The 26392-nt window shown below is 58.9% G+C and carries 24 protein-coding genes; 15 read left to right on the forward strand and 9 right to left on the reverse strand.

Annotated elements, in window-relative coordinates:
• The 4 genes from AB4P92_RS24340 to AB4P92_RS24355 all read left to right on the forward strand — a co-directional run bounded on the left by AB4P92_RS24340 (position 1) and on the right by AB4P92_RS24355 (position 3951).
• Positions 1–477 (forward strand): translation initiation factor 2, encoded by a 477-nt coding sequence (locus AB4P92_RS24340; protein WP_261736483.1) that lies wholly within the window; start codon positions 1–3, stop codon positions 475–477.
• A gap of 165 nt (positions 478–642) precedes the next feature.
• A complete protein-coding gene (locus AB4P92_RS24345) occupies positions 643–897 on the forward strand; it encodes a YkgJ family cysteine cluster protein (protein ID WP_042560393.1) in 255 nt (84 codons plus the stop codon).
• Positions 898–938: 41 nt separating this feature from the next.
• On the forward strand, positions 939–1544 hold the full coding sequence (locus AB4P92_RS24350; protein ID WP_261736482.1) for an START domain-containing protein: 606 nt from the start codon (positions 939–941) through the stop codon (positions 1542–1544).
• A 313-nt stretch (positions 1545–1857) separates the two neighbouring features.
• Positions 1858–3951, forward strand: coding sequence for an LTA synthase family protein (locus AB4P92_RS24355; RefSeq protein WP_261736481.1), 2094 nt, complete (start codon positions 1858–1860; stop codon positions 3949–3951).
• 63 nt (positions 3952–4014) lie between these two features.
• Here AB4P92_RS24355 and AB4P92_RS24360 read toward each other — a convergent pair whose 3' ends face one another.
• The gene (locus AB4P92_RS24360; RefSeq protein WP_181818456.1) at positions 4015–4173 is read right to left on the reverse strand and encodes a DUF3309 family protein; all 159 of its coding nucleotides are present in this window, start codon (positions 4171–4173) and stop codon (positions 4015–4017) included.
• A gap of 279 nt (positions 4174–4452) precedes the next feature.
• Between AB4P92_RS24360 and AB4P92_RS24365 the strand changes: the two genes are divergently transcribed.
• From AB4P92_RS24365 to csrA, 3 genes are all read left to right on the forward strand, one after another.
• Positions 4453–5268, forward strand: a complete 816-nt coding sequence (locus AB4P92_RS24365) for an SDR family oxidoreductase (protein ID WP_042560390.1) — start codon at positions 4453–4455, stop codon at positions 5266–5268.
• Between the two features lie 62 nt (positions 5269–5330).
• Positions 5331–5663, forward strand: a complete 333-nt coding sequence (locus tag AB4P92_RS24370; protein ID WP_003226957.1) for a YnfA family protein — start codon at positions 5331–5333, stop codon at positions 5661–5663.
• 148 nt (positions 5664–5811) lie between these two features.
• Complete coding sequence (gene csrA, locus AB4P92_RS24375) at positions 5812–5997, forward strand: carbon storage regulator CsrA (protein ID WP_047302530.1); 186 nt, start codon at positions 5812–5814, stop codon at positions 5995–5997.
• A 4-nt stretch (positions 5998–6001) separates the two neighbouring features.
• On the opposite strand, the gene AB4P92_RS24380 is transcribed toward csrA, so the two are convergent.
• The 6 genes from AB4P92_RS24380 to mnmC all read right to left on the reverse strand — a co-directional run bounded on the left by AB4P92_RS24380 (position 6002) and on the right by mnmC (position 15739).
• The gene (locus tag AB4P92_RS24380) at positions 6002–6229 is read right to left on the reverse strand and encodes a YheU family protein (RefSeq protein WP_003236706.1); all 228 of its coding nucleotides are present in this window, start codon (positions 6227–6229) and stop codon (positions 6002–6004) included.
• Positions 6230–6431: 202 nt separating this feature from the next.
• Positions 6432–7622, reverse strand: coding sequence for an osmoprotectant NAGGN system M42 family peptidase (locus AB4P92_RS24385; protein WP_042560387.1), 1191 nt, complete (start codon positions 7620–7622; stop codon positions 6432–6434).
• 162 nt (positions 7623–7784) lie between these two features.
• A complete protein-coding gene (gene ngg / locus AB4P92_RS24390) occupies positions 7785–9533 on the reverse strand; it encodes an N-acetylglutaminylglutamine synthetase (RefSeq protein WP_395598278.1) in 1749 nt (582 codons plus the stop codon).
• A gap of 3 nt (positions 9534–9536) precedes the next feature.
• On the reverse strand, positions 9537–11309 hold the full coding sequence (locus AB4P92_RS24395) for an N-acetylglutaminylglutamine amidotransferase (RefSeq protein WP_042560385.1): 1773 nt from the start codon (positions 11307–11309) through the stop codon (positions 9537–9539).
• 223 nt (positions 11310–11532) lie between these two features.
• Positions 11533–13308, reverse strand: a complete 1776-nt coding sequence (locus AB4P92_RS24400) for a dermonecrotic toxin domain-containing protein (protein WP_395598279.1) — start codon at positions 13306–13308, stop codon at positions 11533–11535.
• 451 nt (positions 13309–13759) lie between these two features.
• Positions 13760–15739 (reverse strand): bifunctional tRNA (5-methylaminomethyl-2-thiouridine)(34)-methyltransferase MnmD/FAD-dependent 5-carboxymethylaminomethyl-2-thiouridine(34) oxidoreductase MnmC, encoded by a 1980-nt coding sequence (mnmC, locus tag AB4P92_RS24405; protein ID WP_395598280.1) that lies wholly within the window; start codon positions 15737–15739, stop codon positions 13760–13762.
• Positions 15740–15935: 196 nt separating this feature from the next.
• Between mnmC and pap the strand changes: the two genes are divergently transcribed.
• Both pap and AB4P92_RS24415 read left to right on the forward strand, forming a co-directional pair.
• Positions 15936–17450 (forward strand): polyphosphate:AMP phosphotransferase, encoded by a 1515-nt coding sequence (gene pap / locus AB4P92_RS24410; protein WP_042560381.1) that lies wholly within the window; start codon positions 15936–15938, stop codon positions 17448–17450.
• A gap of 103 nt (positions 17451–17553) precedes the next feature.
• Positions 17554–18738, forward strand: coding sequence for a thiolase family protein (locus tag AB4P92_RS24415; protein WP_395598281.1), 1185 nt, complete (start codon positions 17554–17556; stop codon positions 18736–18738).
• Between the two features lie 122 nt (positions 18739–18860).
• On the opposite strand, the gene AB4P92_RS24420 is transcribed toward AB4P92_RS24415, so the two are convergent.
• Complete coding sequence (locus AB4P92_RS24420) at positions 18861–19055, reverse strand: DUF6316 family protein (protein ID WP_395598282.1); 195 nt, start codon at positions 19053–19055, stop codon at positions 18861–18863.
• 213 nt (positions 19056–19268) lie between these two features.
• Between AB4P92_RS24420 and AB4P92_RS24425 the strand changes: the two genes are divergently transcribed.
• Positions 19269–20222, forward strand: a complete 954-nt coding sequence (locus AB4P92_RS24425; protein WP_047302466.1) for a DMT family transporter — start codon at positions 19269–19271, stop codon at positions 20220–20222.
• A gap of 87 nt (positions 20223–20309) precedes the next feature.
• On the opposite strand, the gene AB4P92_RS24430 is transcribed toward AB4P92_RS24425, so the two are convergent.
• Positions 20310–21704 (reverse strand): class II fumarate hydratase, encoded by a 1395-nt coding sequence (locus tag AB4P92_RS24430; RefSeq protein WP_395598283.1) that lies wholly within the window; start codon positions 21702–21704, stop codon positions 20310–20312.
• Between the two features lie 194 nt (positions 21705–21898).
• Here AB4P92_RS24430 and AB4P92_RS24435 point away from each other — a divergent pair, with 194 nt between their 5' ends.
• From AB4P92_RS24435 to AB4P92_RS24455, 5 genes are all read left to right on the forward strand, one after another.
• Positions 21899–22414: a DUF2059 domain-containing protein gene (locus tag AB4P92_RS24435; protein WP_042560377.1), complete on the forward strand. Its 516-nt coding sequence runs from the start codon at positions 21899–21901 to the stop codon at positions 22412–22414.
• 12 nt (positions 22415–22426) lie between these two features.
• On the forward strand, positions 22427–22726 hold the full coding sequence (locus tag AB4P92_RS24440) for a BolA family protein (RefSeq protein WP_395598284.1): 300 nt from the start codon (positions 22427–22429) through the stop codon (positions 22724–22726).
• Between the two features lie 170 nt (positions 22727–22896).
• The gene (locus tag AB4P92_RS24445) at positions 22897–23838 is read left to right on the forward strand and encodes a rhodanese-related sulfurtransferase (RefSeq protein WP_042560375.1); all 942 of its coding nucleotides are present in this window, start codon (positions 22897–22899) and stop codon (positions 23836–23838) included.
• 2 nt (positions 23839–23840) lie between these two features.
• Positions 23841–24476, forward strand: a complete 636-nt coding sequence (locus AB4P92_RS24450) for a DsbA family protein (RefSeq protein ID WP_395598285.1) — start codon at positions 23841–23843, stop codon at positions 24474–24476.
• Complete coding sequence (locus AB4P92_RS24455) at positions 24469–26295, forward strand: ABC transporter ATP-binding protein (RefSeq protein WP_395598286.1); 1827 nt, start codon at positions 24469–24471, stop codon at positions 26293–26295. The genes AB4P92_RS24450 and AB4P92_RS24455 overlap by 8 nt, the downstream gene beginning before the upstream one ends.
• Positions 26296–26392 lie beyond the last annotated feature (97 nt).

Below are 26392 nucleotides of genomic sequence, written 5' to 3' on the forward strand. Positions count from 1 at the left end.
ATGAAAGCGATTTTTTCTGCCGCCGGGATTGTCCTTTGCTTGCTGATGATCAGTCATTCGCCGGGTGTCATGGCGGCTGCGGTCCAGGAAAAACCGGCCGCGGCGGCGCCCCAGAAGAAACCGCTGGCGAGCCAAACAAATACGCCGGCTAATGTGCAGAAGAAGAAAGCTGCGCCGGTAAAGAAGCGTCCACCAGTGGCTTCCAAGTCGAAATCTGCCAGCGAAGTGGCGAAAACCAAACTGCCGTCAGCCAGACTCGACTTGAGCTTGCCCAAGGACATGGTTGAAGAGTTGAAACCAATCGGCACAGTCAATCTGCCCAAGCGCGAACCGATCCTGCCGCAAATGTTTGGCGAGAAGAACAGCGGGTTCCAGCTCAATGGCCGTTTACTCAGCAACGAAATGCAGTTGCAACTGCGCAATGACGAGCGTCGCGAAGTAGACGGCGCAGCCCTGGATTTTGAATTCAAGCAGTAAATCCAATGCATCTGTGAGCCCTGAACCAGACGCTTTGTCGGAGACTGGTCAGTCACATTCACTTATCCGTAAAAACCCCGGCGCAGGGAATTTTAAACAGCCGTTTTAGCGGTTACCCTGTCCGCGTCCCTTTCACACATCGCCCCTCGCGAGGATTTGTTCGTCATGAAATGCCGTGAAGGCTGTGGCGCCTGCTGCATTGCCCCCTCCATCAGCTCGGCGATTCCCGGCATGCCTGATGGCAAACCTGCCGGCGAACGTTGCGTGCAACTCTCGGTCGAAAACCTGTGCAGCATTTTCGGCCGCCCGGAGCGCCCGGCTGTCTGTTCGGGCTTTGCCGCCGATGTCGAAGTCTGTGGCGATAGCCAGGAAGAGGCGATCAAGTTGATCGGCTGGTGGGAGCAAATGACGGCGGCCTGATGTGTCAAACGAACGGAACTTCAACAATAAGGAAAAAGACTATGGGTTCGCTGCATCGTATTGCTGTGTTGTGTGGTTTGACCGCCGTACTGGCCACGTCGCTGGCGCAGGCTGAAGACTGGAAAGTCGCCAAGAACGAGGACGGCATCAAGGTTTCCCTGAGCGAAATCCCGGGTTCGGACTACAAGTCCTATCAGGGCGTAGCCTTGATGAAGACCACTGTCGCCAAGTTGCGCGCGCTTCAGGACGATGTGACGGGCGCTTGTGCATGGATTTACGAATGCAAAACCCAGAAGCTGCTCAAGCACGAAGGTGATCAGAGTTGGACTTACACCCAGTTCAATACGCCGTGGCCCGTGACTCCGCGTGATTCGGCAACGCATGTCACCACCGTTGAAGGCGCCGATGGCAGTCTGACTCGCACTCTTGAAGGTGTGCCGAAGTACATTCCGGAAGAAAAAGGGTTTGTCCGCGTGGCCCAGGTCAAGGGTTTCTGGAAGTTCGTGCCCAAAGGCGATCAGGTTGAAGTGACCTATCAAGTGCACACCGAGCCAGGCGGCAGTGTCCCGGCGATGGTTGCCAACAAGTTCGTCGTCGATGCTCCGTTCAACACCCTTAAAGCTCTTAAAGAGCGCGCCGAGAAGTAATTCCCGTCTTAATGAAACGCCCCGATCGATTCGGGGTGTTTTTTTTTGCGGTTTATATTGTGTTTCCAGATATGCGTTGAACGAAATTTTCACAACGCGTTCAAGACAATCCGCCCGCGCTATTTCCATGCTGTCCCGTGGACATTACTTCAAATGAATGTGTCTGGTGACAGGGCAGTAATCAATGGCAATGGTGCCGGTGATCGTGCAACATTTGCGCACTGCGCACGCCCCGGGGTCTGGAATGACCAATAGAGGGCATGGCGCCGCTGTATTTTTTGCAACTTCAACTTCCAATGGGTCCTAAAACGACATGGCAAACCCGGACGCCCTGAATCAGCAGCGATCTTCCAGTCGCCTGCTGCAACCGACCGTCAAATCGCATCTGGCCTACACGCTGCTCTGTGCGCTGGTCATGATGGTGATGTTTTCCGTGCTGCGCCTCGCGCTGCTGGTCTACAACCGCGAGATGATCCTCGACACCCCGGCCGCGACGTTCCTCGAAGCATTCGCCAACGGCTTGCGTTTCGACCTGCGCCTGGTGGTTTACCTGAGCATTCCGCTGGTACTGGCGCTGTTCAGTGCCCGCGCCATGGCGGCGCGCGGCTTCTTCCGGCTGTGGCTGACCGTTGCGTCGAGCATCGCGCTGTTCCTCGGTCTGATGGAAATGGACTTCTACCGTGAGTTCCACCAGCGCCTCAACGGTCTGGTGTTCCAATACGTGAAGGAAGACCCGAAAACCGTGATGAGCATGCTCTGGTACGGTTTCCCGGTGGTGCGCTATCTGTTGGCGTGGGCTATCGGCACGGTGATTCTGACGCTGGCGTTCAAAGGCGCCGACCGTGCCACGCGTCCGCGCGGGCCTTTCAGCGGTGGCACTGTCAGCTCCCGTCAGGTGGCGCCGTGGTACACCCGTCTTGCGGTGTTCGTGGTTTGTCTGCTTATTTGCGTGGTCGCTGCACGCGGCACCCTGCGTCAAGGCCCGCCAATGCGCTGGGGTGACGTGTACACCACCGACTCCAACTTCGCCAACCAGCTCGGCCTTAACGGCACGCTGTCGTTGATCGCTGCCGCCAAGTCACGCATGGGCGAGGACCGTGACAACATCTGGAAAGCCACGCTGCCGCAAGAGCAAGCGCAGCAAATCGTCCGCGACATGCTGGTGATGCCACAAGACAAACTGGTCGATACTGAAACCGCCGCCGTGCGCCGTGATTACACGCCGGACGCCGACAAGACCCTGCCGATCAAGAATGTCGTCGTGATCCTGATGGAAAGCTTCGCCGGTCATTCGGTCGGCGCTCTGGGAAGCCCTGGCAACATCACGCCGTACTTCGACCAATTGTCGAAAGAAGGCCTGCTGTTCGACCGCTTCTTCTCCAACGGCACCCACACCCACCAGGGCATGTTCGCCACCATGGCCTGCTTCCCTAACCTGCCAGGTTTCGAATACCTGATGCAGACCCCGGAAGGCAGCCACAAACTGTCCGGCCTGCCGCAACTGCTCAGCGCCCGCGACTACGATGATGTGTATGTCTACAACGGCGATTTCGCCTGGGACAACCAGTCGGGGTTCTTCAGCAACCAGGGCATGACCAACTTCATCGGGCGTAACGATTTCGTCAATCCGGTGTTCTCCGACCCGACGTGGGGCGTATCCGACCAAGACATGTTCAACCGTGGTCTGGAGGAATTGAAGGCTCGCGACGGCAAGGACAAGAAACCGTTCTATGCCTTGCTGCAAACCTTGTCCAACCACACGCCATACGCATTGCCGACGCCGTTGCCGGTCGAGCGTGTGACCGACCGTGGCAGTCTCAACGAACACCTGACCGCCATGCGCTACTCCGACTGGGCACTGGGTCAGTTCTTCGAGAAGGCGCGCAAGGAGCCGTACTTCAAGGAGACGCTGTTCGTGGTCGTCGGTGACCATGGTTTCGGCAATGAGCAGCAGATCACTCAAATGGACCTAGGCCGTTTCAACGTGCCGATGCTGATGATTGCTCCGGGGATGCAAGAGAAGTTCGGCCAGCTTGACCACACAGTGGGCACCCAGATCGACATCGTGCCGACCATCATGGGTCGCATCGGTGGTGAAGTCCTGCACCAGTGCTGGGGCCGCGACTTGCTCAATCTGCCGGAAGGCGACAAGGGTTTCGGCGTGATCAAGCCGTCCGGCAGCGATCAGACCGTGGCTCTGCTTACCGCCGACCGCGTGCTGGTTCTGCCCAAAGAAATGCCACCGAAACTCTATCGCTACGAACTGGGCGCAAACCCGAAAGGCGAAGTGATTCCGGCGTCGGAAGATGAGGCGGCACTGAAGCAGAAACTTGAGTCGTTCATTCAGACGGCGACTAAAAGCCTGATCGACAACACCGCCGGTGTCGTTGATGGCAAGCCAGACTGATTTGTCCGCGCAATAAAAAAGAGGCCCTTTTTCAAGGGCCTCTTTTTTTGTCTGTCAGATCGTTTATATCCGACCGAGTAACAGCAGCACCAGCAGCACGACCAACACCACGCCGATAATGCCCGATGGACCATAACCCCAACTTCTGGAGTGCGGGAAGACCGGCAGACCACCGATCAGCAACAGGATCAGGATAATGATAAGAATTGTGCCCATGGTGATTTCCTTGTTGATAGCGTTCGAGAAGTCTTGGTATTCCAGGGCGACTGGAGATTAACTAATTCCAGACGGCTTACAAATTCCGACCGGTATGAATGAAAGAAAATTCAATGTTTTTTTAAGGTATTTGGATTGCTTGCTTATTTCCTTTTAAAGGCATCGATCTTTTGATCTTTACGCCACGGTTTGCCCTCACCATTCAGCAATCTGATAGAGCGTGGGTGGGCACCGTTCCTTCGCTACACTCGGCGAATCTTTCCCGGAACAACAAGGCTGTCTGCTATGCAAAATCGCATGATGATCACTGGCGCGGGCTCAGGCCTGGGTCGCGAAATCGCGCTGCGCTGGGCGCGTGAAGGCTGGCAACTGGCCTTGTCCGACGTCAGCGAACCCGGTCTGCAGGAAACCTTGAAACAGGTCCGTGAGGTTGGCGGCGACGGTTTTATCCAGCGCTGCGATGTGCGTGATTACAGCCAGCTCACCGCGTTCGCCCAGGCTTGCGAAGAGAAACTTGGCGGTATCGATATCATCGTCAACAACGCCGGTGTCGCTTCCGGCGGGTTCTTCAGCGAACTGTCGCTGGAAGACTGGGACTGGCAGATAGCGATCAACCTGATGGGCGTGGTCAAGGGCTGCAAGGCGTTCCTGCCATTGCTTGAGCAAAGCAAAGGCAAGATCATCAACATCGCCTCCATGGCGGCGCTGATGCAAGGCCCGGCCATGAGCAACTACAACGTCGCCAAGGCGGGGGTGGTGGCATTGTCGGAAAGCCTGTTGATCGAACTGGCACAACAGGAAGTCGGCGTGCATGTGGTCTGCCCGTCGTTCTTCCAGACCAACTTGCTCGACTCGTTCCGTGGCCCGACCCCGGCGATGAAAGCGCAGGTCGGCAAGTTGCTGGAAAGTTCGCCGATCAGCGCAGCGGACATCGCCGAGTACATCTATCAGCAAGTAGCGGCCGGCGAATTCATGATCTTGCCCCACGAACAAGGGCGCATGGCGTGGGCGATCAAACAGAAGAATCCGCAACTGCTCTACAACGAGATGACCTCCATGGCCGATAAAATGCGCGCCAAGGCCAAACAAAACAACGGTTGATCTTGTCCGTAGCACTTCCCGTCGTTAGGGTGGCCGCAATGGTCACCCTGTCGAGACGCGATATGCTCAATTACTTGTGGTTCTTCCTCGCGGCATTATTTGAAATCGCCGGATGTTTCGCCTTCTTCATGTGGCTGCGTCAGGGCAAAAGTGCGCTGTGGGTAATCCCGGCGCTGCTCAGCCTGACGTTGTTTGCGCTGTTATTGACGCGCGTTGAAGCGGCCTACGCCGGGCGTGCCTATGCCGCTTACGGCGGGATCTACATCGTGGCGTCGATTGGTTGGCTGGCCGTGGTCGAGCGGGTTCGGCCATTGGGGTCGGACTGGATCGGCGTGGCACTGTGCGTGATCGGTGCCAGCGTGATTCTGTTCGGGCCGCGCTTTTCTGCTGCTTGAGATGAGGGCTGTTTAACAATTTGCGGGAAACGTCTGAAGGGCTGCGCGCTGAAGGGTTGTAGGGCATTACTGATTTGCCCGCGATGCATTGAACCGGCGCCGTAAGCCGCGCATCTTCATTGCTCGCTAACCCTGAAGGACGAATCTCATGCTTGTACTCAGCCGTGTCGTTGGTGAGTTGATTTCAATTGGTGACGACATCACCGTGCGCGTTCTGTCAGTGAACGGTGCAAGTGTGCGCTTTGGCGTCGAGGCACCCAAGAAGGTCAATGTGCATCGCGCGGAAGTCTACGAGCGGATCCAGCGCAAACAGGCCCTGGAAAAGGCCCGTTGAGGTTTCAGTCAAACAGATGCTTGGGCACGTCATGCTTGAGCATCAACTGGCACTGCTCGCTGTCGGGATCAAAAACAATCAATGCCTGGCCCTTGGTCAGCGCCTGACGCACACGCAGAACGCGGGTTTCCAGCGGAGTGTCGTCGCCGTTGTCGGTACCGTCGCGGGTGACGAAATCTTCGATCAGGCGGGTGAGGGTGTCGACTTCAAGAGCGTCGTAAGGGATGAGCATGGGCACCTCGGCTAAATCAATGTCGCGATGCTACGGCGATTGATCTTCGCCTGCCAGTTTTGTGTTGTCTTGGCCGGCCCCATCGCCGGCCAGCCAGCTCCCACAGTGACTGATGCTGTACGCAAAAGTTGTGTTCCACCCAAATAACGGTGGAAGCTGGCTGGCCAGCGATGGGGTCAGTCATGGCGCTACACCATCTGGATCAATTGTCTGAACGCTGCCCCACCAGACTGTCCACCGGTGGCACCCGCGTATCGCTTTCCATCTGCGTGTCGTGCTCGATCTGATGACTGAAGCGGTCCAGCGAAGCATTCGCCGGCGCCGCGTCGCTGGCGAATACCGGCGGGCTCAGGATGTACGCCCCTAGCAAGCGGCTCAGCGCTGCCAGGCTGTCGATGTGCGTACGCTCATAGCCGTGAGTCGCATCGCAGCCAAAGGCGAGCAGGGCGGTGCGGATGTCGTGGCCGGCGGTCACCGCCGAATGCGCGTCGCTGAAGTAATAACGGAACAGATCACGGCGCACCGGCAACTCGTTTTCACCGGCCAGGCGCAGCAGGTGCCGCGACAGGTGATAGTCGTACGGCCCGCCGGAATCCTGCATCGCCACACTCACGGCGTGTTCGCTGGAGTGCTGCCCCGGCGCGACCGGTGCGATGTCGATGCCGACAAACTCACTGACGTCCCATGGTAAGGCCGCCGCTGCACCGCTGCCGGTTTCCTCGGTGATGGTGAACAGCGGATGACAGTCGATCATCAGTTCCTGACCGCTGTCGACGATGGCTTTGAGTGCCGCCAGCAGCGCTGCGACGCCAGCCTTGTCATCGAGGTGGCGGGCGCTGATGTGGCCGCTTTCGGTGAATTCCGGCAATGGATCGAACGCCACCACGTCGCCGACATTGATGCCCAGCGACTCGCAATCGGCCCGGGTTGCGCAGTAGGCGTCCAGGCGCAGTTCGACGTGATCCCAACTGATGGGCATCTCGTCAACGGCGGTATTGAACGCGTGCCCGGAGGCCATCAGCGGTAACACGCTGCCGCGGATCACACCGTTGTCGGTGAACAGGCTGACGCGACTGCCCTCGGCAAAACGGCTCGACCAGCAGCCGACCGGTGCGAGCGTCAACCGACCGTTGTCTTTGACCGCACGGACCGCGGCACCGATGGTGTCCAGGTGCGCGGAAACGGCGCGGTCGGGGCTGTTCTTTTTACCTTTGAGCGTCGCGCGAATGGTGCCGCGTCGGGTCATCTCGAACGGAATGCCGAGTTCTTCCAGACGCTCGGCAACATAGCGCACGATGGTGTCGGTAAACCCGGTGGGGCTGGGAATGGCGAGCATTTCCAGCAGTACTTTTTGCAGATAGTTGAGATCCGGTTCGGGGGTTTGGAGGGTCATGGAAACTCCTGATGGGTTGAGCACATCGATGGTTTCGATGAGGAGGGAGAGTTAGCGTCGCTTGTCAGGCCCTCATCGCTGGCAAGCCAGCTCCCACAGGGGAATGCGGTCACATGTGGGAGCTGGCTTGCCAGCGATGGCGTCAGACCAGACAAAGCAGATTCAGGAAACAACCGGCTGACTGTGCGGAAACAACAAATCCACAAAGCGTTCAGCCGTGGGCTGCGGCTCATGGTTGGCAAGACCGGCCCGTTCGTTGGCTTCTATAAACACGTAGCCTGGCTGATCCGCCGCCGGCACCATCAGATCGAGGCCGACCATCGGGATGTCCAGCGCCCGCGCCGCCCGCACTGCTGCGTCGACCAGCGTTGGATGCAGAATCGCCGTGACGTCTTCCAGTGTGCCGCCGGTGTGCAGATTTGCCGTGCGTCTTACGAACAAGTGCTCGCCGGCCGGCAAGATGCTGCTGTAGTCATAACCCGCCGCATGCAGCGTGCGCTGGGTTTCATGGTCCAGCGGGATTTTGCTTTCGCCGCCCGTGGCCGCTTGCCGGCGTCGGCTCTGGGCTTCAATCAGCGCACCAATCGAATGCTGACCGTCACCGATCACTTCGGCCGGTCGACGAATGGCTGCCGCCACCACTTCAAAACCAATCACCAGAATCCGCAGATCCAGACCTTCGTGAAAGCTCTCCAAGAGCACACGGCTGTCAAACTGCTTCGCTGTTTCGATGGCCTGCTGCACCTCTTCGATGCTCTGCAAATCCACGGCCACGCCCTGACCCTGTTCACCATCGAGCGGTTTGACCACCACCCGCTGATGCTCATCAAGAAACTCCAGATTGTCGTCAGCGTTGCCTGCCAGTTGCTGCGACGGCAGTTTCAGCCCGGCGGCTTTCAGCACTTTGTGGGTCAGGCTTTTGTCCTGGCACAGGCTCATGCTGATCGCGCTGGTCAGGTCGCTCAGCGATTCGCGGCAGCGTACGCGGCGCCCGCCGTGACTGAGAGTGAACAGGCCGGCGTCGGCGTCATCCACTTGCACATCGATGCCACGCCGATGAGCTTCTTCGACGATGATCCGCGCATACGGATTGAACTGCGCTTCAGGACCCGGGCCGAGAAACAGCGGTTGATTGATGCCGTTCTTGCGCTTGATTGCAAAGGTCGACAGGTTGCGGAAACCGAGTTTGGCGTAGAGGCTTTTCGCCTGACGGTTGTCGTGCAGTACCGACAGATCCAGGTAGCTCGAACCGCGACTCATGAAGTGCTCGACCAAGTGCCGCACCAGCACTTCGCCTACTCCGGGCCGCGAGCACTGTGGATCAACTGCCAGGCACCAGAGGCTGCTGCCGTTTTCCGGATCGTTGAACGCCTTGCAATGATTGAGGCCCATGACGCTGCCGATCACCGCGCCGCTGTCCTCGTCCTCGGCCAGCCAGTACACCGGGCCGCCCTCATGACGCGGGGTCAGCAGCGCGGCGTCGATCGGCAGCATGCCACGCGCCTGGTACAGCTGATTGATCGCCTGCCAGTCCGCTTCGCTTTGCGCACGACGAATGCGGAAGCCACGAAACACGCGAGTGGCGGGGCGATAGTCGCTGAACCACAGGCGCAGGGTGTCTGACGGGTCGAGGAATAACTGCGTCGGTTCGAGGCCAAGAATCTGCTGCGGCGCGGCGACGTACAGGGCGATATCACGCTCGCCCGGCTGCTCGTTGAGCAGTTCCTGGGCCAATGACGCAGGGTCGGGAAACGTGTGACCGATCAGCAACCGGCCCCAGCCGCAATGCACGGCAATCGGGGCGGTGTTGAGTTCGCTGCCGTCTTCAGCCAGACGCGCCTGTAATCGTTCATACGACGGTGTCTGGCCGCGTAGCAGGCGTTGGTTAATGGCTGTGGCGTGAGGTTTCATCAATCAGATTCCTTGTTCACTGAGCCACAGGTTCAGGGCTGCCAGTTGCCACAGCTTCGAGCCGCGCAATGGGGTCAGTTGGCCTTGCGGGTCAGTCAGCAACTTGTCGAGCATGGCCGGGTTGAACAGGCCGCGATCCTGACTTGGATCGAGCAGCAGTTCGCGTACCCAGCTCAATGTGTCACCTTGCAAATGCTTGAGGCCGGGCACCGGGAAGTAGCCTTTTTTGCGGTCGATCACTTCACTTGGAATGACTCGTCGCGCAGCTTCCTTCAGCACCTGCTTGCCGCCATCGGGCAGCTTGAACTTGCCTGGCACACGGGCCGAGAGTTCAACCAGTCGATAGTCGAGGAACGGCGTGCGCGCCTCCAGACCCCAGGCCATGGTCATGTTGTCGACACGTTTGACCGGGTCATCGACCAGCATCACCGTGCTGTCCAGGCGCAGGGCTTTGTCCACGGCGGCGTCAGCACCGGGCTGGGCGAAATGTTCTTTGACGAAGTCGCCGGCAGCGTCATTGGCGGTCAGCCATTTCGGTTGCACAGTGGCAGCGTAGTCGTCGTAGCTACGGTCGAAAAATGCATTGCGATACGCCGCATACGGGTCGGCTGCGCCATCCACCTGCGGATACCAGTGGTAACCGGCGAACAACTCATCGGCACCCTGACCGCTCTGCACAACCTTGCAATGCTTGGCCACTTCGCGGGACAGCAGATAGAACGCGATGCAGTCATGACTGACCATCGGTTCGCTCATCGCGCGGAACGCGGCGGGCAGTTGCTCGATGATCTCTTTCTCGTCGATGCGCAGTTGGTGATGCTGGGTGCCGTAGTGCTTGGCGATCAGATCGGAATACTGGAACTCGTCGCCGCGCTCGCCACCGGCATCCTGAAAACCGATAGAGAAGGTCGACAGGTTTTCCACACCGACTTCACGCAGCAGGCCTACGAGCATGCTCGAATCGACGCCGCCGGACAGCAACACACCGACATCCACCGCCGCACGTTGACGAATTGCCACGGCTTCGCGGGTGCTGTCGAGCACGCGGTCGACCCAGTCTTCGAGGTTGAGGTTTTTCTCGTCCTCGTGTGGGCCGTAAGGCAGGGTCCACCAGGTTTTCTGCTCGGTGGTGCCGTCGGCTTCAACACGCATCCAGGTCGCTGGCGGCAGTTTCTCGATGCCGGCCAGCAGGGTGCGTGGCGCGGGCACCACGGCGTGGAAATTCAGATAGTGGTTGAGCGCTACCGGATCGAGGATCGGGTTGATGTCGCCACCCTTGAGCAGCGCCGGCAGTGCAGAGGCGAAACGCAAGCGCTGGCCGGTGCGCGACAGGTACAGCGGCTTCACGCCGAGACGGTCGCGGGCGATGAACAGACGCTGCGCATCTCGCTCCCAAATGGCGAACGCAAACATGCCGTTGAGTTTGGGCAGCAGTGCTTCGCCCCAAGCGTGATAACCCTTGAGCAATACTTCGGTGTCGCCACCGGAATAGAAGGCATAACCCAGTGCTTCGAGTTCAGCGCGCAGTTCCGGAAAGTTGTAGATCGCGCCGTTGAAGGCCAGGGACAAACCCAGTTGACTGTCGATCATCGGCTGCGCCGAGCCGTCCGACAGGTCCATGATTTTCAGGCGACGATGGCCCAGGGCAATCGGCCCTTGGGCATGGAAACCCCACGCGTCAGGGCCGCGAGGGGCCAGGTGATGGGTGATTCTCTCAATGGCTGCAAGGTCTGCAGGTTGATGATCAAAACGTAACTCGCCAGCTAATCCACACATAAAATCCTTACCGGTTTTTCCGTTGGGGAGGGGGTCAAACGCTACCTCGCCAAAGGGCGGGTACTCAGAAACTGACCCGCCCCGGTATGTGGAGTTTTAGAACGATAAGTTATAAGCATCCCGTTGAGACAAACGGCAGCCACCGTTCTGGCCGGGCGCGTGTGCGATCCTGCTCAGGTCATGGTTTGTGTTCGACGAGTCGCCCGACCTGTGCGGTGGACGCTTATTTAGCCAACTCCCAACCTCGGTACATGACGTACGGGCGATAAGCGCTTTTATTGAATGGGTGGACCACTCGCCAACCCAGGAGGCTTGGCTTCACTTCATAGGCGCTGTCCTTGATCCAGATAAAGTACCTGCTGTTGAAGAGCAGGATCTGCGCTCCGTCTTCATAAGGTTGCCCTGAAGTCTTCAGTCGGCTTGCCACAACGTCTCGTTGCTGGTAACCGGCCAGATCGCGTTTCCATAGAAAAAGGCGTGTGTTTTCACGGTTGCCTACCAGCTCGAACGCGTTGAAGTAATCCGGTAACCGGGTTTGAGCATCGGAGTTTTCTTCGTCTTCGGCAGAAGAGGACGTGGGCTGCTGATTTCGCAACTCCTTCAGCTCCAGCAATTGCAGTAGCCCCTTCTTTTTTTCTTCAACTGTCCATTCTTCTACTCCGGTAAACAATTCGCTTAGCAGAGCATCCACAGGGGACGACCGCAGGCGCATGTGGAAGGAATAAGTGAGTTGTTCGGACACCGGCGGGCGTGGGTGCAAATGACTATTTGCACGCCGATTGGCATGGGTTGGCAGATTGACTTCATTGACGGGAACGGCAATTCGTTTGGTATCGGTTATAAATGTATTCAGGTTCAGGGTGGCAATATGGGCGAACAGGTTTTCGGCCTTCAACTTTGTCAGCGTTACATATTCTCTGCCGGACAAATCGATGGTCTCTACGCTCCGTTCTTTCCTGTCAACTGTGCCGGTATTCTTTGCTTTCTGTAATTCCTTTAGTTCAGCCAGGCAGGCCGCTTGGTCGACAAGGTTCATCCGGGATGCTAAAAATTTTGGCAGAGGTGTGTCGTTTTGCAGTAGGTATTCAAACTTCTGACGAAAATCATCCGGGCTGTCGTACACATAAAAGCCCGGCCCCCTGTCATTGGGGACATATAATATGTACTGGTTTTTCGTCGGGTCGTCTTTGCTCACTATCAGCATGACCGTGTTGGTGTCGTACTTGCCTAAAAGTTGAACGCTGTAAAACAGGGTGCGTCCTTTTTCAGGGGCGCTACCATTGGCAGTGTCGACTTTTTTATCTGTCAGGTTCTTTAGCGTCGACCAGGTTTGTTCATCGATATCCTTGCTGAAGAATTTGGTGTACGCCGCCAATTTCATATTGAGCATGGCCAGTTGCACGGCATCTGCTCGGGCTTGCGCAGTATTGAACTTTTCCTCGATCATTTTCTGGTATTCGTTGCCAAGATCAAGGCTGCGGCTCAGCGCAGAAAATTCCTGGGCGGTGATTTTCTCCTTGGGAATATCGTCATCAGACGCGTCCTGAGGATTGAGCACGATTTCGCTGTCACTTGAGTAGTAATCGGCGGCGGCTTCGGTGTCCGTGAAGTTCAACATCGCAGCCTGCAGCAAGGTAATACTGTAATCCGCATCATCCGTGGAAGCTTTCGGTTTGAGCTTGATTTTGTGTTTGGAGGTGACCCAGGCCGGGTATTTAGTTCGCATCATCATGTTGAGCTTTCGCTTGCAGAAGACGCTGGGTGTCTCGAGTGTTGAAAGTGATTGGTCGACAGCGTTCTGAAGAACAAACGCCTCCTCCAGTGCCGCACGATATTCATCAATCTTGCTTTTGTGCGAAGGTTCAAAGTTTTCCAGAGATGTGGCCAGGAAGTTTGCTACAGGCGTTGTCATGTCCTGATCGGTGATTTTTTCGAAAGCGTTGTTGATGACTTCATGGGCGTGATTGTTATTTGTCGAGTTGTCTGTCGGTGATGTCATGTAGGAAAGCTCATCTATTGGGTGTGGAACTAGCCTACGGATGTTTCGTGGATAAATATAACTTCAATATTGAATGGTTTTAGGGTGTGTTTGTGCAAGACTTTGAAAGCTTGATATAGATATGTAGTGCACGAATGTTGTGGTTTTATGCTGCATATGATGTATCTGCGATATATCGTTATTGTCGGGTTGTAATTTGGTTTCAAGTCGATAGGTTTATTGGCTCCAACCTGCAATAAAGGATTATTGCCATGAAAACCGAAACGGAAAACACCGGCCCGCAACCGTGAGCCGTGAGCCGTGAGCCGCGTAAGGCGGCTGGCGAAGGGGGGAATAGCTTAAAACTTTTGCTTGCTCTTGGCTGGGACCTGCTTCGGCTGGAAAAACTGGATCCATGGGCTCGATACGCCTGGTGGATCTGGGCATCTGTGCGATGCCCGAGGTGTAACGGTTATTTGCCGCGAATCAGTTGGCGTAACGCAAAACGATTGGGATGACAGGCCTCGGCCACGCTGCGTGGCACCGGCAACGGCTCATTGTCCAGCCACGCGGCGAGCAGCTCACCCGACAGCGGCGCGGTGATCAGCCCGCGCGAGCCGTGGCCGCTGTTGACGTACAGACCGTCGAGCCACGGGCAGGCGATGTCCGGCACTTGCCGGGCATCTTTGCTCAGCGCGGCATACGCCTGAGTGAAGGCTTCACGGTCGGCGAGCGGGCCGACAATCGGCAAATAATCCGGACTGGTGCAACGAAAGGCTGCGCGCCCCTCAAGGTCTTCAGCATTGAGTTCGTTGATGGCCAGACGGGCAACCAGATCGCTGGAGATCTCTTCAAGCATCGCCAGATTGCCCAGGTGTTCGGCGGTGGTCGGGGTCAGGTCATCGCTATTGAAATCGAAGCTGGCGCCGAGGGTATGTTCGCCCAGCCGCGCGGGCGCAACGTAGCCTTCGGCGCACACCACGGTGGACAGCGCCTGACTTTGTCCGGTCTGCGCCAAACGGGTGATCTGCCCGCGAATGCGCTTGAGCGGTAACTCGGCGCTTTGGGCGAAACGCTTGATCTCGGCAGCGCCGGCCAGCACCACGACCGGCGCGCTGGCGAGCAAATGGTCACCGTCGAAGGCTTGCCACTGGTCATCGACCCTGCGCAGTTCGACAGCTTCCTGATGGCTGAGCAATTTGATCTTCGGGTGCGTCGCTTGTGCCTGGCACAACGCGGGCGGATGCACCCAACCCCCTTCGGGATAGTACAAGCCGCCATGGGCCAGACCGACACCGGCGCGGGTTTGCGCCTCGGGCTGTTCGAGCCACTGCAACAGATCTTCGGGGAACGCAGCGGCCAATTGCGCGTGGCGTTCGGCTTCCTTGGCGTTGAACGCCAGTTGCAGCACGCCGCAATCGTCCCAGTCGGTGCCGCGTTGCAGGGTTTCAAGCAGGCGTCGGGTGTAGCCGAAACCGCTGACGATCAGTTGCGACAGCGCGGTGCCATGGGCAGACAGTTTCAAATACAGCACGCCCTGCGGATTGCCCGACGCTTCTTGCGCAACGCCAGCATGACGCTCCAGCAAACTCACTTGCCAGCCGCGTGACGCGAGGCTGGCCGCCGTGGCGCAGCCGGCCAGACCTGCGCCGATCACCAAGGCTCGCCGCTCACCGGTCAATGGCCTCGGGCGCGCAAACCAGGGTTTCTCGGCAGCGGGCGGCGCAACGCCTTCGGGCCAGCCGAGGAACTCACCACGCAGGATTTCCCATTTGTGGCCGATGCCCGGCGTGCGCTTCATCTTGAACCCGGCGGCATTGAGCAAGCGCCGCACCCAACCGGTGCTGGTGAAGGTGCTGATGGTCGAGCCGGGCGCCGCCAGACGTGCCAGTTCGGCGAACAGTTCGGCCGTCCACATGTCGGGGTTTCTTGCCGGAGCGAAGCCGTCGAGGAACCACGCATCGACCTGGGCATCGAGCTGCGGCAATTGCTCAAGGGCATCGCCGATCAGCAGTGTCAGTGTGACGCGACCATCGGCCAGCGTGATGCGCTGGAAGCCCTGATGAATGGCCACGTAATGCTTCAACAGCTGATCGGCCAGCGGCTTGAGTTGCGGCCACAGGGCCAGAGCACGGTGCAGATCCGCCGGGCTCAGCGGGTACTTTTCGACACTGACAAAATGCAGCTGTGCACCTGCCACGGCATGCTGTTCGAACACTTGCCAGGCGCAGAGAAAATTCAACCCGGTGCCGAACCCGGTTTCTCCGATAACCAGTCGTCCACCTGCCGGCAGTGCCGCAAAACGCTCAGCCAGACGGTTCTGCTCAAGGAACACATAACGGGTTTCATCGAGCCCCGACTGATCGGAAAAATACACGTCATCGAAGACACGTGAACGCGGGTGTCCGTTTTCATCCCAGTCGAGTTGGGCGTGGGGCGATACAGGTTTCATGGCAGGCTCGGCAACGACAAGGCGGCCATTCTAGCCGATCAGGCGCAGGGCGCTTGATCCATGGCAATTAGCGTCTTGACGGAATCACGGAAGATCGCGGTCCTCCATAATCAGGAGGTCTGTGTGGCGTGGGAATTTGTGCCCTGTATCCGTGCCCAATCCGCTAGTCTTGCTGAATTCTGGAAGGAGCCGTCCAATGTTTGAATCCGCTGAAATCGGTCATGCCATCGACAAAGACACCTACGAGGCTGCCGTCCCTGCACTGCGTGAAGCACTGCTCGAAGCCCAGTTCGAATTGCAGCAGCAAAAGCGTTTCCCGGTAATCGTGTTGATTAACGGCATCGAAGGCGCGGGCAAGGGCGAGACGGTCAAGTTGCTCAACGAGTGGATGGACCCGCGACTGATCGAGGTGCGCACCTTCGACCAGCAGACGGATGAAGAGCTGGCGCGACCACCGGCGTGGCGCTACTGGCGGATGCTGCCGGCCAAGGGGCGGATGGGGATTTTCTTCGGCAACTGGTACAGCCAGATGCTCCAGGGCCGTGTGCATGGTTTGTTCAAGGACCCGCGGCTGGATCAGGCGATCGCCGGCGCCGAGCGTCTGGAAAAGATGCTTTGCGATGAAGGCGCGCTGATCTTCAAGTTCTGGTTTCACCTGTCCAAAAAACAAATGAAGGCGCGGCTCAAGGCCCTCGCCGACGATCCGCTGCACAGTTGGCGCATCAGCCCGCTGGACTGGCAGCAATCGCAGACCTACGACAAGTTCGTCAAATACGGCGAGCGCGTGCTGCGCCGCACCAGCCGCGACTATGCGCCGTGGCACGTCATCGAAGGCGCGGATGCCAACTATCGCAGTCTGGCGGTGGGCAAGATTCTCCTTGAAGGTTTGCAAGCTGCTCTGAAGCGTCCGGACGTTCATCCTCACGAAGTCAGCGCCGCGCCGCTGGGCACTGCGGTCGATCAATTGAACCTGCTCGACAGCCTGGACCTGAGCCAACACCTGGAAAAGAAAGACTACGAAGAACAATTGATCACCGAGCAGGCACGGCTGTCCGGGCTGATGCGTGACAAACGCATGCGTCGGCACGCCTTGGTGGCGGTGTTCGAAGGTAACGATGCGGCGGGCAAGGGCGGGGCGATTCGCCGGGTGGCGGCGGCACTCGATCCGCGCCAATACGGCATCGTGCCGATTGCCGCGCCGACCGAAGAGGAACGCGCGCAACCGTATCTTTGGCGTTTCTGGCGGCATCTGCCGGCGCGGGGCAAGTTCACCGTATTCGATCGTTCGTGGTACGGCCGGGTTTTGGTGGAGCGCATCGAGGGTTTCTGCCCGCCGGCCGACTGGTTGCGCGCCTACAGCGAGATCAACGACTTTGAAGAGCAACTCGCCGATGCTGGAGTGATCGTGGTCAAGTTCTGGCTGGCGATCGACAAGGACACACAAATGAAGCGTTTCCAGGAGCGCGAAGAGATCCCCTTCAAACGCTTCAAGATCACCGAAGACGACTGGCGCAACCGCGACAAGTGGGACGCCTATCGCACCGCAGTGGGCGACATGGTTGATCGCACCAGCACCGAGATCTCGCCGTGGACGCTGGTCGAGGCCAATGACAAGCGCTGGGCGCGGGTCAAAGTGTTGCGCACGATCAACCTTGCTTTGGAAGAAGCCTTCGAGAAATCCGACAAGAAGGCCAAAAAGCACAAGGATTGAAACGATGGGCACGCATACGCGGGGTGAATGATTGTCGCGGTCGGTAATGGGGTGGACTTATGCTCAGGTCCACTCTCAACCGATAACAACAATGAGGTATGCCATGCGTGAAGTGGTGATCGTCGACAGCGTACGGACCGGCCTGGCCAAATCCTTTCGCGGCAAGTTCAACCAGACCCGTCCCGATGACATGGCGGCTCATTGTGTCAACGCGCTGCTGACACGCAATGACATCGACCCGACCAGTGTCGAGGATTGCATCGTCGGTGCCGGCTCGAACGAGGGCGCGCAGGGCTACAACATCGGTCGCAACGTCGCGGTGCTCTCGCGTCTGGGCACCGGCACCGCCGGCATGACCCTCAATCGTTTCTGTTCCTCGGGCCTGCAGGCTATTGCGATTGCCGCCAACCAGATCGCCTCGGGCTGCAGCGACATCATCGTCGCGGGCGGCGTCGAATCGATCAGCCTGACGATGAACAGCGTTAACACCGATCACCTGATCAACCCGCTGCTCAAGCAACAAACGCCTGGCATCTATTACACGATGGGCCAGACCGCCGAAGTGGTTGCACGTCGTTATGGCGTCAGCCGTGAGGCGCAGGATCGCTACGCGCTGCAAAGTCAGTTGCGTACGGCTCAGGCCCAGGCGGCCGGTTTGTTCGACGATGAAATCGTGCCGATGGCGGTGAAGTATCGCGTCGAGGACAAGAACAGCGGCGAAGTGCAGATCCTCGATGGCGTCGTCGAGCGCGACGACTGCAACCGTCCGGACACTACTTATGAAAGCCTTGCCGGTCTTAAACCGGTGTTCGCCGACGATGGTTCGGTGACGGCTGGCAACTCGTCGCAACTGTCCGACGGCGCGTCGATGACGCTGGTGATGAGCCTGGAAAAGGCGCTGCAACTTGGGCTCAAGCCGAAGGCGTTTTTCCGCGGTTTCACCGTGGCCGGTTGCGAGCCGGACGAGATGGGCATCGGCCCGGTGTTCTCGGTGCCGAAACTGCTCAAGGCCAAGGGCTTGCAGGTGGCTGACATCGACTTGTGGGAGTTGAACGAGGCGTTTGCTTCACAGTGCCTGTACAGCCGTGATCGGCTGGAGATCGATAACGACAAATACAACGTCAATGGCGGCTCGATCTCCATCGGCCACCCGTTCGGCATGACCGGGTCGCGGCAGGTCGGGCATCTGGTGCGGGAGTTGCAGCGGCGTAACTTGCGTTACGGCATCGTCACCATGTGCGTGGGCGGCGGGATGGGGGCGACGGGGTTGTTTGAGGCGGTGCGCTGACTCACCGCACCCCTGTAGGAGCTGCGGCACGCTGCGATCTTTTGATCTTGCTCTAAAAAGCCAGAATCAAAAGATCGCAGCCTCGTTTCACTCGAATGCTCCTACACAGGGTCCTGTTGGGATCAGCGGTTGGAATCCTGAACTTGCATCCGCGCGATGTAGGCCTTTATCTCCTGCTCAGCCTTCTCATGGCTGTCAAACGGCCCCTCAAGGGTATTTTCCCGAGTGCTGAAAAACAGTTCGCCATTAACCCGACACACTCGGTCACTGCGAAAGTGCGTGGCGGGGGCGGGGTCTTGGGCGCGCATGCCTAACATGATCGGTCTCCCTGCTGATGCAACGCTTGGGCTGGATCGAATGAGCTTATGTCTGAACCACTTGGCCCGCCTGATCAGCCGATCAACGGCGTTGCGTCAACTTGATGCAGCGACCTGTACAGTTTCATTTGCGGCCCGGCTCTAACTGTCCCTGTGTTGCACCAGGCGCGAGGCCTAGAATGAGCGCTCCAGTCAGCAGGCTTTGGGGTTCGCATGCACATTTCATCTGGGCGCTGGGCCTACGGTTTGTTCCTGGCGCTGCTGACGGCGTTTCTGTGGGGCATCCTCCCGATCAAACTCAAACAGGTGTTGCTGGTGATGGACCCGGTCACGGTGACCTGGTTTCGTCTGCTGGTGTCCGGCGGCTGCCTGTTCATTTACCTGGCCGCGGTCAAGCGCCTGCCGAGCCGCAAAGTGCTCGGGCCCAAGGGCGGCTGGCTGGTGCTGATGGCGGTGCTCGGGCTGGTCGGCAACTACGTGCTGTACCTGATGGGGCTTAACCTGCTCAGCCCCGGCACCGCGCAACTGGTGGTGCAGATGGGCCCGATCATGTTGCTGATCGCCAGTCTGTTTGTGTTCAAGGAGCGTTTCAGCATCGGGCAGGGCATTGGCCTGGCGGTGTTGCTGATCGGTTTTGTGCTGTTTTTCAATCAGCGGCTCGCGGAGTTGCTGACCTCATTGTCGGATTACACCGCGGGCGTATTGCTGGTGCTGTTGGCATCGACCGTGTGGACGTTCTACGCCTTGGGCCAGAAGCAATTGCTGTCGGTGTGGAATTCGTTGCAGGTGATGATGGTGATTTACCTGTTTTGCGCGTTGTTGCTGACACCCTGGGTGCATCCACTCGAAGCGCTTGAGTTGAGCCCGGTGCAGGGCTGGCTGCTGCTGGCGTGCTGCATGAACACGCTGATTGCCTACGGCGCGTTTGCCGAAGCATTGGCGCATTGGGAGGCTTCGCGGGTCAGTGCGACGCTTGCGATCACGCCGTTGGTGACGTTCGTGGCGGTGGCGATTGCGGCCGGGATCTGGCCGGAATACGTGCATGCCGAGCAGATCAATGCGCTTGGGTATGGCGGGGCGGTGCTGGTGGTGCTGGGTTCGGCGCTGGTGGCGTTGGGGCCTTCGTTGATTGCCGGGCTCAAGGCGCGGCGGCTGCGGATGGCTTGAAGGTCAAAAGATCGCAGCCTGCGGCAGCTCCTACAGTTGGAATGCGTTCCCCTGTAGGAGCTGCCGCAGGCTGCGATCTTTTTGCTTCTAGCCTTTGGCGCCAGCCTCGATCATGTTCTCCGGCCGCACCCACGCATCAAACTCTTCATCAGTCAGATAGCCCAACTCCAGCGCCGCTTCGCGCAAGGTCAGACCTTCGCTGTAAGCCTTCTTGGCGATTTCTGCGGACTTGTCATAACCGATGTGCGGGTTCAACGCCGTCACCAGCATCAGACCGCGCTCCAGATGCTGGGCCATGACCTGCGCATCCGGCTCGAGTCCTGCGATGCAGTGCTGCTGGAAGTTGCTGCAACCGTCGCTGAGCAAGCGGATCGATTGCAGCAGGTTGTGGATGATCACCGGTTTGTACACGTTCAGCTGCAAGTGACCCTGGCTCGCGGCAATGCCGATCGTCACGTCATTGCCCAGCACCTGACAGGCGAGCATCGACAGCGCTTCGCACTGGGTCGGATTGACCTTGCCCGGCATGATCGAGCTGCCCGGCTCGTTCGCCGGCAAGCGCACTTCAGCGGAACCTGCGCGGGGGCCCGAGCCGAGCAAGCGCAAGTCGTTGGCGATTTTCATCAGGGCCACGGCGAGGGTTTTCAACGCGCCGGACAGACTGGTCAGCGGTTCATGACCGGCCAGCGCGGCAAATTTGTTCGGCGCGGTGATGAAGGGCAGGCCGGACAACGCAGCGAGCTCTGCCGCAATGGCCTCGCCAAAACCGTGCGGCGAATTCAGCCCGGTACCGACGGCGGTACCGCCCTGCGCCAGTTCACACACCGCCGGCAGTGCCGCGCGGATCGCCCGCTCGGCGTAATCCAGTTGCGCTATGAAGCCCGACAATTCCTGACCGAAGGTAATCGGCGTCGCGTCCATCATGTGCGTGCGGCCGGTTTTTACCAGTTTCATGTGCCGTGCTGCCAGTTCAGCCAAGCCACCTGACAGCTCGGCAATCGAGGGCAGCAACTGCTCTTGCACGGCTTTGACCGTGGCGATGCTCATGGCAGTGGGGAAGCAGTCGTTGGAGCTTTGCGAGCGATTGACGTGATCGTTCGGGTGGACCGGGGTCTTGCCGCCGCGTGGATTGCCGGCCAGTTCGTTGGCACGACCGGCGATCACTTCGTTGACGTTCATGTTGCTTTGAGTGCCGCTGCCGGTCTGCCAGACCACCAGCGGGAACTGGTCGTCGTGCTGGCCGTCGAGGACTTCGTCGGCAGCCTGCTCGATCAGGCGGGCAATGTCGGCGGGCAGGTCACCGTTGCGGTCGTTGACCCGCGCGGCGGCTTTCTTGATCAGGGCCAGGGCGTGCAGTACCGGCAGCGGCATGCGTTCCTGGCCAATGGCGAAGTTGATCAGCGAGCGTTGCGTCTGAGCACCCCAGTATGCGTCGTCCGGGACCTCGATCTGGCCCAGGCTGTCGGTTTCGATACGGCTCATCGTGCACACTCCTGTTGGTCTGTTTGCGCAGTTTAGGCCGGTGTCGGCCCTGGTGGTTCCCTCGAATCGATTGTTGACCGGTAAAACCCCGCCAATCAAGCGCGGCAAGGCTTTGGGGGTTGAGCCGCGATGAATGTTAGGCGCAGAATGGGCGCCCTTGGGGTTTTACCTCGCCTAGCTGAAAAGGAAACTCGATGACTCGTCTTCGTGCCATCTGTACCGCAGTAGCCCTGGTTTGCGCCAGCGGCCAGGCCCTCGCCGATACCGCCAGCCACAACGCCAGTGCCGAAGCTTTCCTGACTCTGGCGCACGCTGACAAACTGGGCACCCCGGTGTACATGCAAGTACAGCAAATGTTTGCCCAGCGTTTTGAGCAGACCAAAGCCCCGGAAGCCAAGAAAGCCGTGCTGGAAACCTATCAGGCCAAGGCTAACGCTGCGCTGGACCAGGCCATCGGCTGGAACAAGCTCAAGCCGGACATGGTCAAGCTCTACACCACCAACTTCAGCGAGTCCGAACTCAAGGACCTCGTCGCTTTCTACAAGTCGCCACTGGGCAAGAAAGTCCTGGAAAAAATGCCGCAGCTGACTCAGCAATCGGCCCAGATGACGCAGGCCAAGCTGGAAAGCGCCGTGCCGGTAGTCAACAAGCTGCTGGAAGACATGACCAAAGAGCTGGCTCCTGCAGCTCCTGCGGCCAAGAAGAAGTAAGCGGAGTTCGTGATGACCATGCAACAACGCATCGAATCGACGCTGGCGCTACTTCAGCCTGAGCATCTGCAAGTGCTGGATGAAAGCCATATGCACAGTCGTGGGTTACAGACTCACTACAAGGCCGTCGTAGTCAGCGCGCAGTTCGAAGGGCTGAGCCGGGTCAAGCGCCACCAGAAAGTCTACGGCACGCTTGGCGAGCTGATGGTCGAGTTCCATGCGTTGGCGCTGCACACCTACACCCCGCAGGAATGGGCAGAGACTGGCGCCGCCCCCGCGTCGCCAACCTGTGCCGGAGGAAAGCAGCGATAAGCTTCAAGCGGTAAGCTGCAAGGCAATGGCGGACAGGTTTTGGCTTGTCGCTTGAAGCTCGCCGCTCGAAGCTGCTTTTTTGCTAGAATCCGCAACGCGCCGCTCACCCGGCGCGTTTTTTTTCGCATCCGGTTCACCCTTTACGAGGGTAGCCACCTGGAGAAATACCCATGACACAACCGATTGTCGTGGCGGCACTGTATAAGTTCGTCACCCTCGAAGATTACGTCAACCTGCGCGAGCCGCTGCTGCAAGCGATGGTCGACAACGGCATCAAAGGCACCTTGCTGATTGCCGAAGAAGGCATCAACGGCACGGTTTCCGGCACTCGCGAAGGCATCGATGGCCTGCTCGCCTGGCTGAAGAACGACCCACGCATGATCGACATCGACCACAAAGAGTCGTACTGCGACGAGCAGCCGTTCTACCGCACCAAGGTCAAACTGAAGAAAGAGATCGTCACCCTCGGTGTTGACGGCGTCGACCCGAACAAAAAGGTCGGCACCTACGTTGATCCGCAAGACTGGAACGCGTTGATCAGCGACCCTGAAGTGCTGTTGATCGACACGCGCAACGATTACGAAGTGTCGATCGGCACCTTCGAAGGCGCCATCGATCCGAAAACCACCAGTTTTCGCGAATTCCCCGACTACATCAAAGCGCACTTCGACCCGGCCGTGCACAAGAAGGTCGCAATGTTCTGCACCGGTGGCATTCGCTGCGAAAAGGCATCGAGCTACATGTTGGGCGAAGGCTTTGAAGAGGTTTACCACCTCAAGGGTGGCATTCTGAAGTACCTCGAAGAGGTGCCGCAGGAAGAAACCAAGTGGCAGGGCGACTGCTTTGTGTTCGACAACCGCGTAACTGTGCGCCACGACCTCACCGAAGGCGACTACGATCAATGTCATGCTTGCCGCACACCGGTCAGCGTTGAAGATCGCACCTCCGAGCACTACGTCGCTGGCATCAGTTGCCCGCATTGCTGGAACACGCTGAGCGAGAAGACTCGCCGCAGCGCCATCGACCGGCAGAAGCAGATCGAACTGGCCAAGGCCCGCAACCAGCCGCACCCGATCGGCTTTAACTACAAGCAAGCATCCACCGAGGCTTAACCATGTCTGCGCGCCTGCTCTATGTGATGGATCCGATGTGTTCCTGGTGCTGGGGATTTGCTCCGGTGGCCAAGGCACTGGTCGAGCAAGCGCAGGCAGCCGGGGTCGAGCTGCATCTGGTGGTGGGCGGATTGCGCACCGGCAGCGGTTCGGCGCTGGAGCCGACCACCCGCCGCTACATTCTTGAACACTGGCAAGCGGTCACCGAGGCCACGGATCAGCCGTTCAAGCTTGACGGTGCGTTGCCCGAGGGTTTTGTCTACGACACCGAGCCGGCCTGCCGTGCGATTGTCACTGCACGCAGCCTGGCGCCGGATTGTGCGTGGAAACTGGTCGGACTGATCCAGCAGGCGTTTTACGCTGAAGGTCGCGATGTCACTCAGGCCAGCGTACTGGTCGAGTTGGCGGAGCAGGCGGGCGTGCCGCGCATCGAGTTCGCTGCGTTGTTCGATCATGCCGATCAACACAAAGCCACTCAGGCCGATTTCAGCTGGGTGCAGGATCTCGGCATCGCCGGTTTCCCCACGTTGCTCGCCGAACGCAACGGCCAGCTGGCATTGCTGACCAACGGTTATCAACCGCTCAGCGAACTGTCGCCATTGCTGGGCCGATGGCTGGAGCGCGCAGCCTGTGCCTGACCGGGCCGATGACACGCCAGCCGCAAAGCGTATCGACCGGCTGAGCTGGGCAGAAGTCCGGCGACTGGCACTCACTCACAAAAAATCCCTGTGGATCGCCAACGGCGTCGCCGTTCTGGCCACGCTGTGCAGCGTGCCGATTCCGTTGCTGCTGCCATTGCTGGTGGACGAAGTCCTGCTCGGCCACGGCGATGCGGCGCTGAAGGTGATGAATCACCTGTTACCGACGATGTGGCAGCAAGCGGCGGGCTATATCGGCCTGATGCTGGTGGTCACCTTGACCCTGCGTTGCGGCGCGTTGGGCTTTGGCGTGTTGCAGTCGCGGCTGTTTGCGCGTTTGGCCAAGGACATCGTCTATCGCATCCGCGTGCGCTTGATCGAACGGCTGAAGCGTATTTCCCTCGCCGAATATGAAAGTCTGGGCAGCGGCACGGTGACCACCCATCTGGTCACCGATCTCGACACCCTCGACAAGTTTGTCGGTGAAACCCTCAGCCGGTTTCTGGTGGCGATGCTGACGCTGGTTGGCACCGCGAGCATCCTGATGTGGATGCACTGGAAGCTGGCGCTGCTGATTCTGCTGTTCAACCCGTTGGTGATCTACGCCACGGTGCAGTTGGGCAAACGCGTCAAACACCTGAAGAAACTCGAGAACGACAGCACCGCGCGTTTCACCCAGGCGCTGAGCGAAACCCTCGACTCGATTCAGGAAGTGCGGGCGGGCAACCGTCAGGGTTTCTTCCTCGGCCGGCTCGGTTTGCGGGCGCAGGAGGTGCGTAACTACGCGATCAACTCGCAATGGAAAACCGACGCCTCCAACCGTGCCAGTGGCCTGCTGTTCCAGTTCGGTATCGACATCTTTCGCGCCGCGGCGATGCTCACCGTGCTGTTCTCCGACCTGTCGATCGGGCAGATGCTCGCGGTGTTCAGTTACCTGTGGTTCATGATCGGCCCGGTGGAGCAACTGCTCAACCTGCAATACGCCTATTACGCGGCGGGCGGGGCGCTGGCGCGGATCAACGAACTGCTGGCGCGGGCCGATGAGCCGCAGTATCCGGGCGGCGTCGATCCGTTCAAGGGCCGCGATACCGTGGGCATCGAGGTGCAAGGCCTGAGCTTCGGTTACGGCGATGAACCGGTGCTGGATCAGTTGAACCTGTCCATCGCGCCCGGTGAGAAAGTCGCGATTGTCGGCGCCAGTGGTGGTGGTAAAAGCACCCTGGTGCAATTGCTTCTGGGGCTGTACACGCCGCTGGCCGGGACGATTCGCTTTGGCGGTTCGACCCAGCAGGAAATCGGTCTTGAGACGGTTCGGGAAAACGTCGCGGTGGTGTTGCAGCATCCGGCGCTGTTCAATGACACCGTACGCGCCAACTTGACGATGGGCCGCACGCGCAGCGACGAAGCCTGCTGGCAGGCGCTGGAAATTGCTCAGCTCGAACCCGCGATCCGCGCCTTGCCGGATGGACTCGACAGCATCGTTGGCCGTTCCGGCGTGCGCTTGTCTGGTGGCCAGCGCCAGCGCCTGGCAATTGCACGGATGATCCTCGCCGAGCCAAAAGTGGTGATCCTCGACGAAGCCACTTCGGCCCTCGACGCCGCCACCGAATACAACCTGCATCAAGCCTTGGCGCGGTTCCTACATGGCCGCACCACGCTGATCATTGCGCACCGGTTATCGGCAGTGAAGCAGGCTGATCGGGTGCTGGTATTCGACGGCGGACAAGTGGCCGAAGATGGCGATCACCAGCAGTTGATTGCCGACGGCGGGCTGTACGCCAAATTGTATGGCCATTTGCAGCAGATTCAGCGCCCCTGAGTTTCTTGCCCTTTTTTGCCCTCAGTGTGTGAATATCATTGAGTAAACCTGCTCGGAAAGCCTCTAAAGATCAGTCGGTTGCACGATCAGCGTTGCA

The organism is Pseudomonas sp. A0308 (genome assembly GCF_044218815.1).
Lineage (GTDB): Bacteria > Pseudomonadota > Gammaproteobacteria > Pseudomonadales > Pseudomonadaceae > Aquipseudomonas > Aquipseudomonas iridis.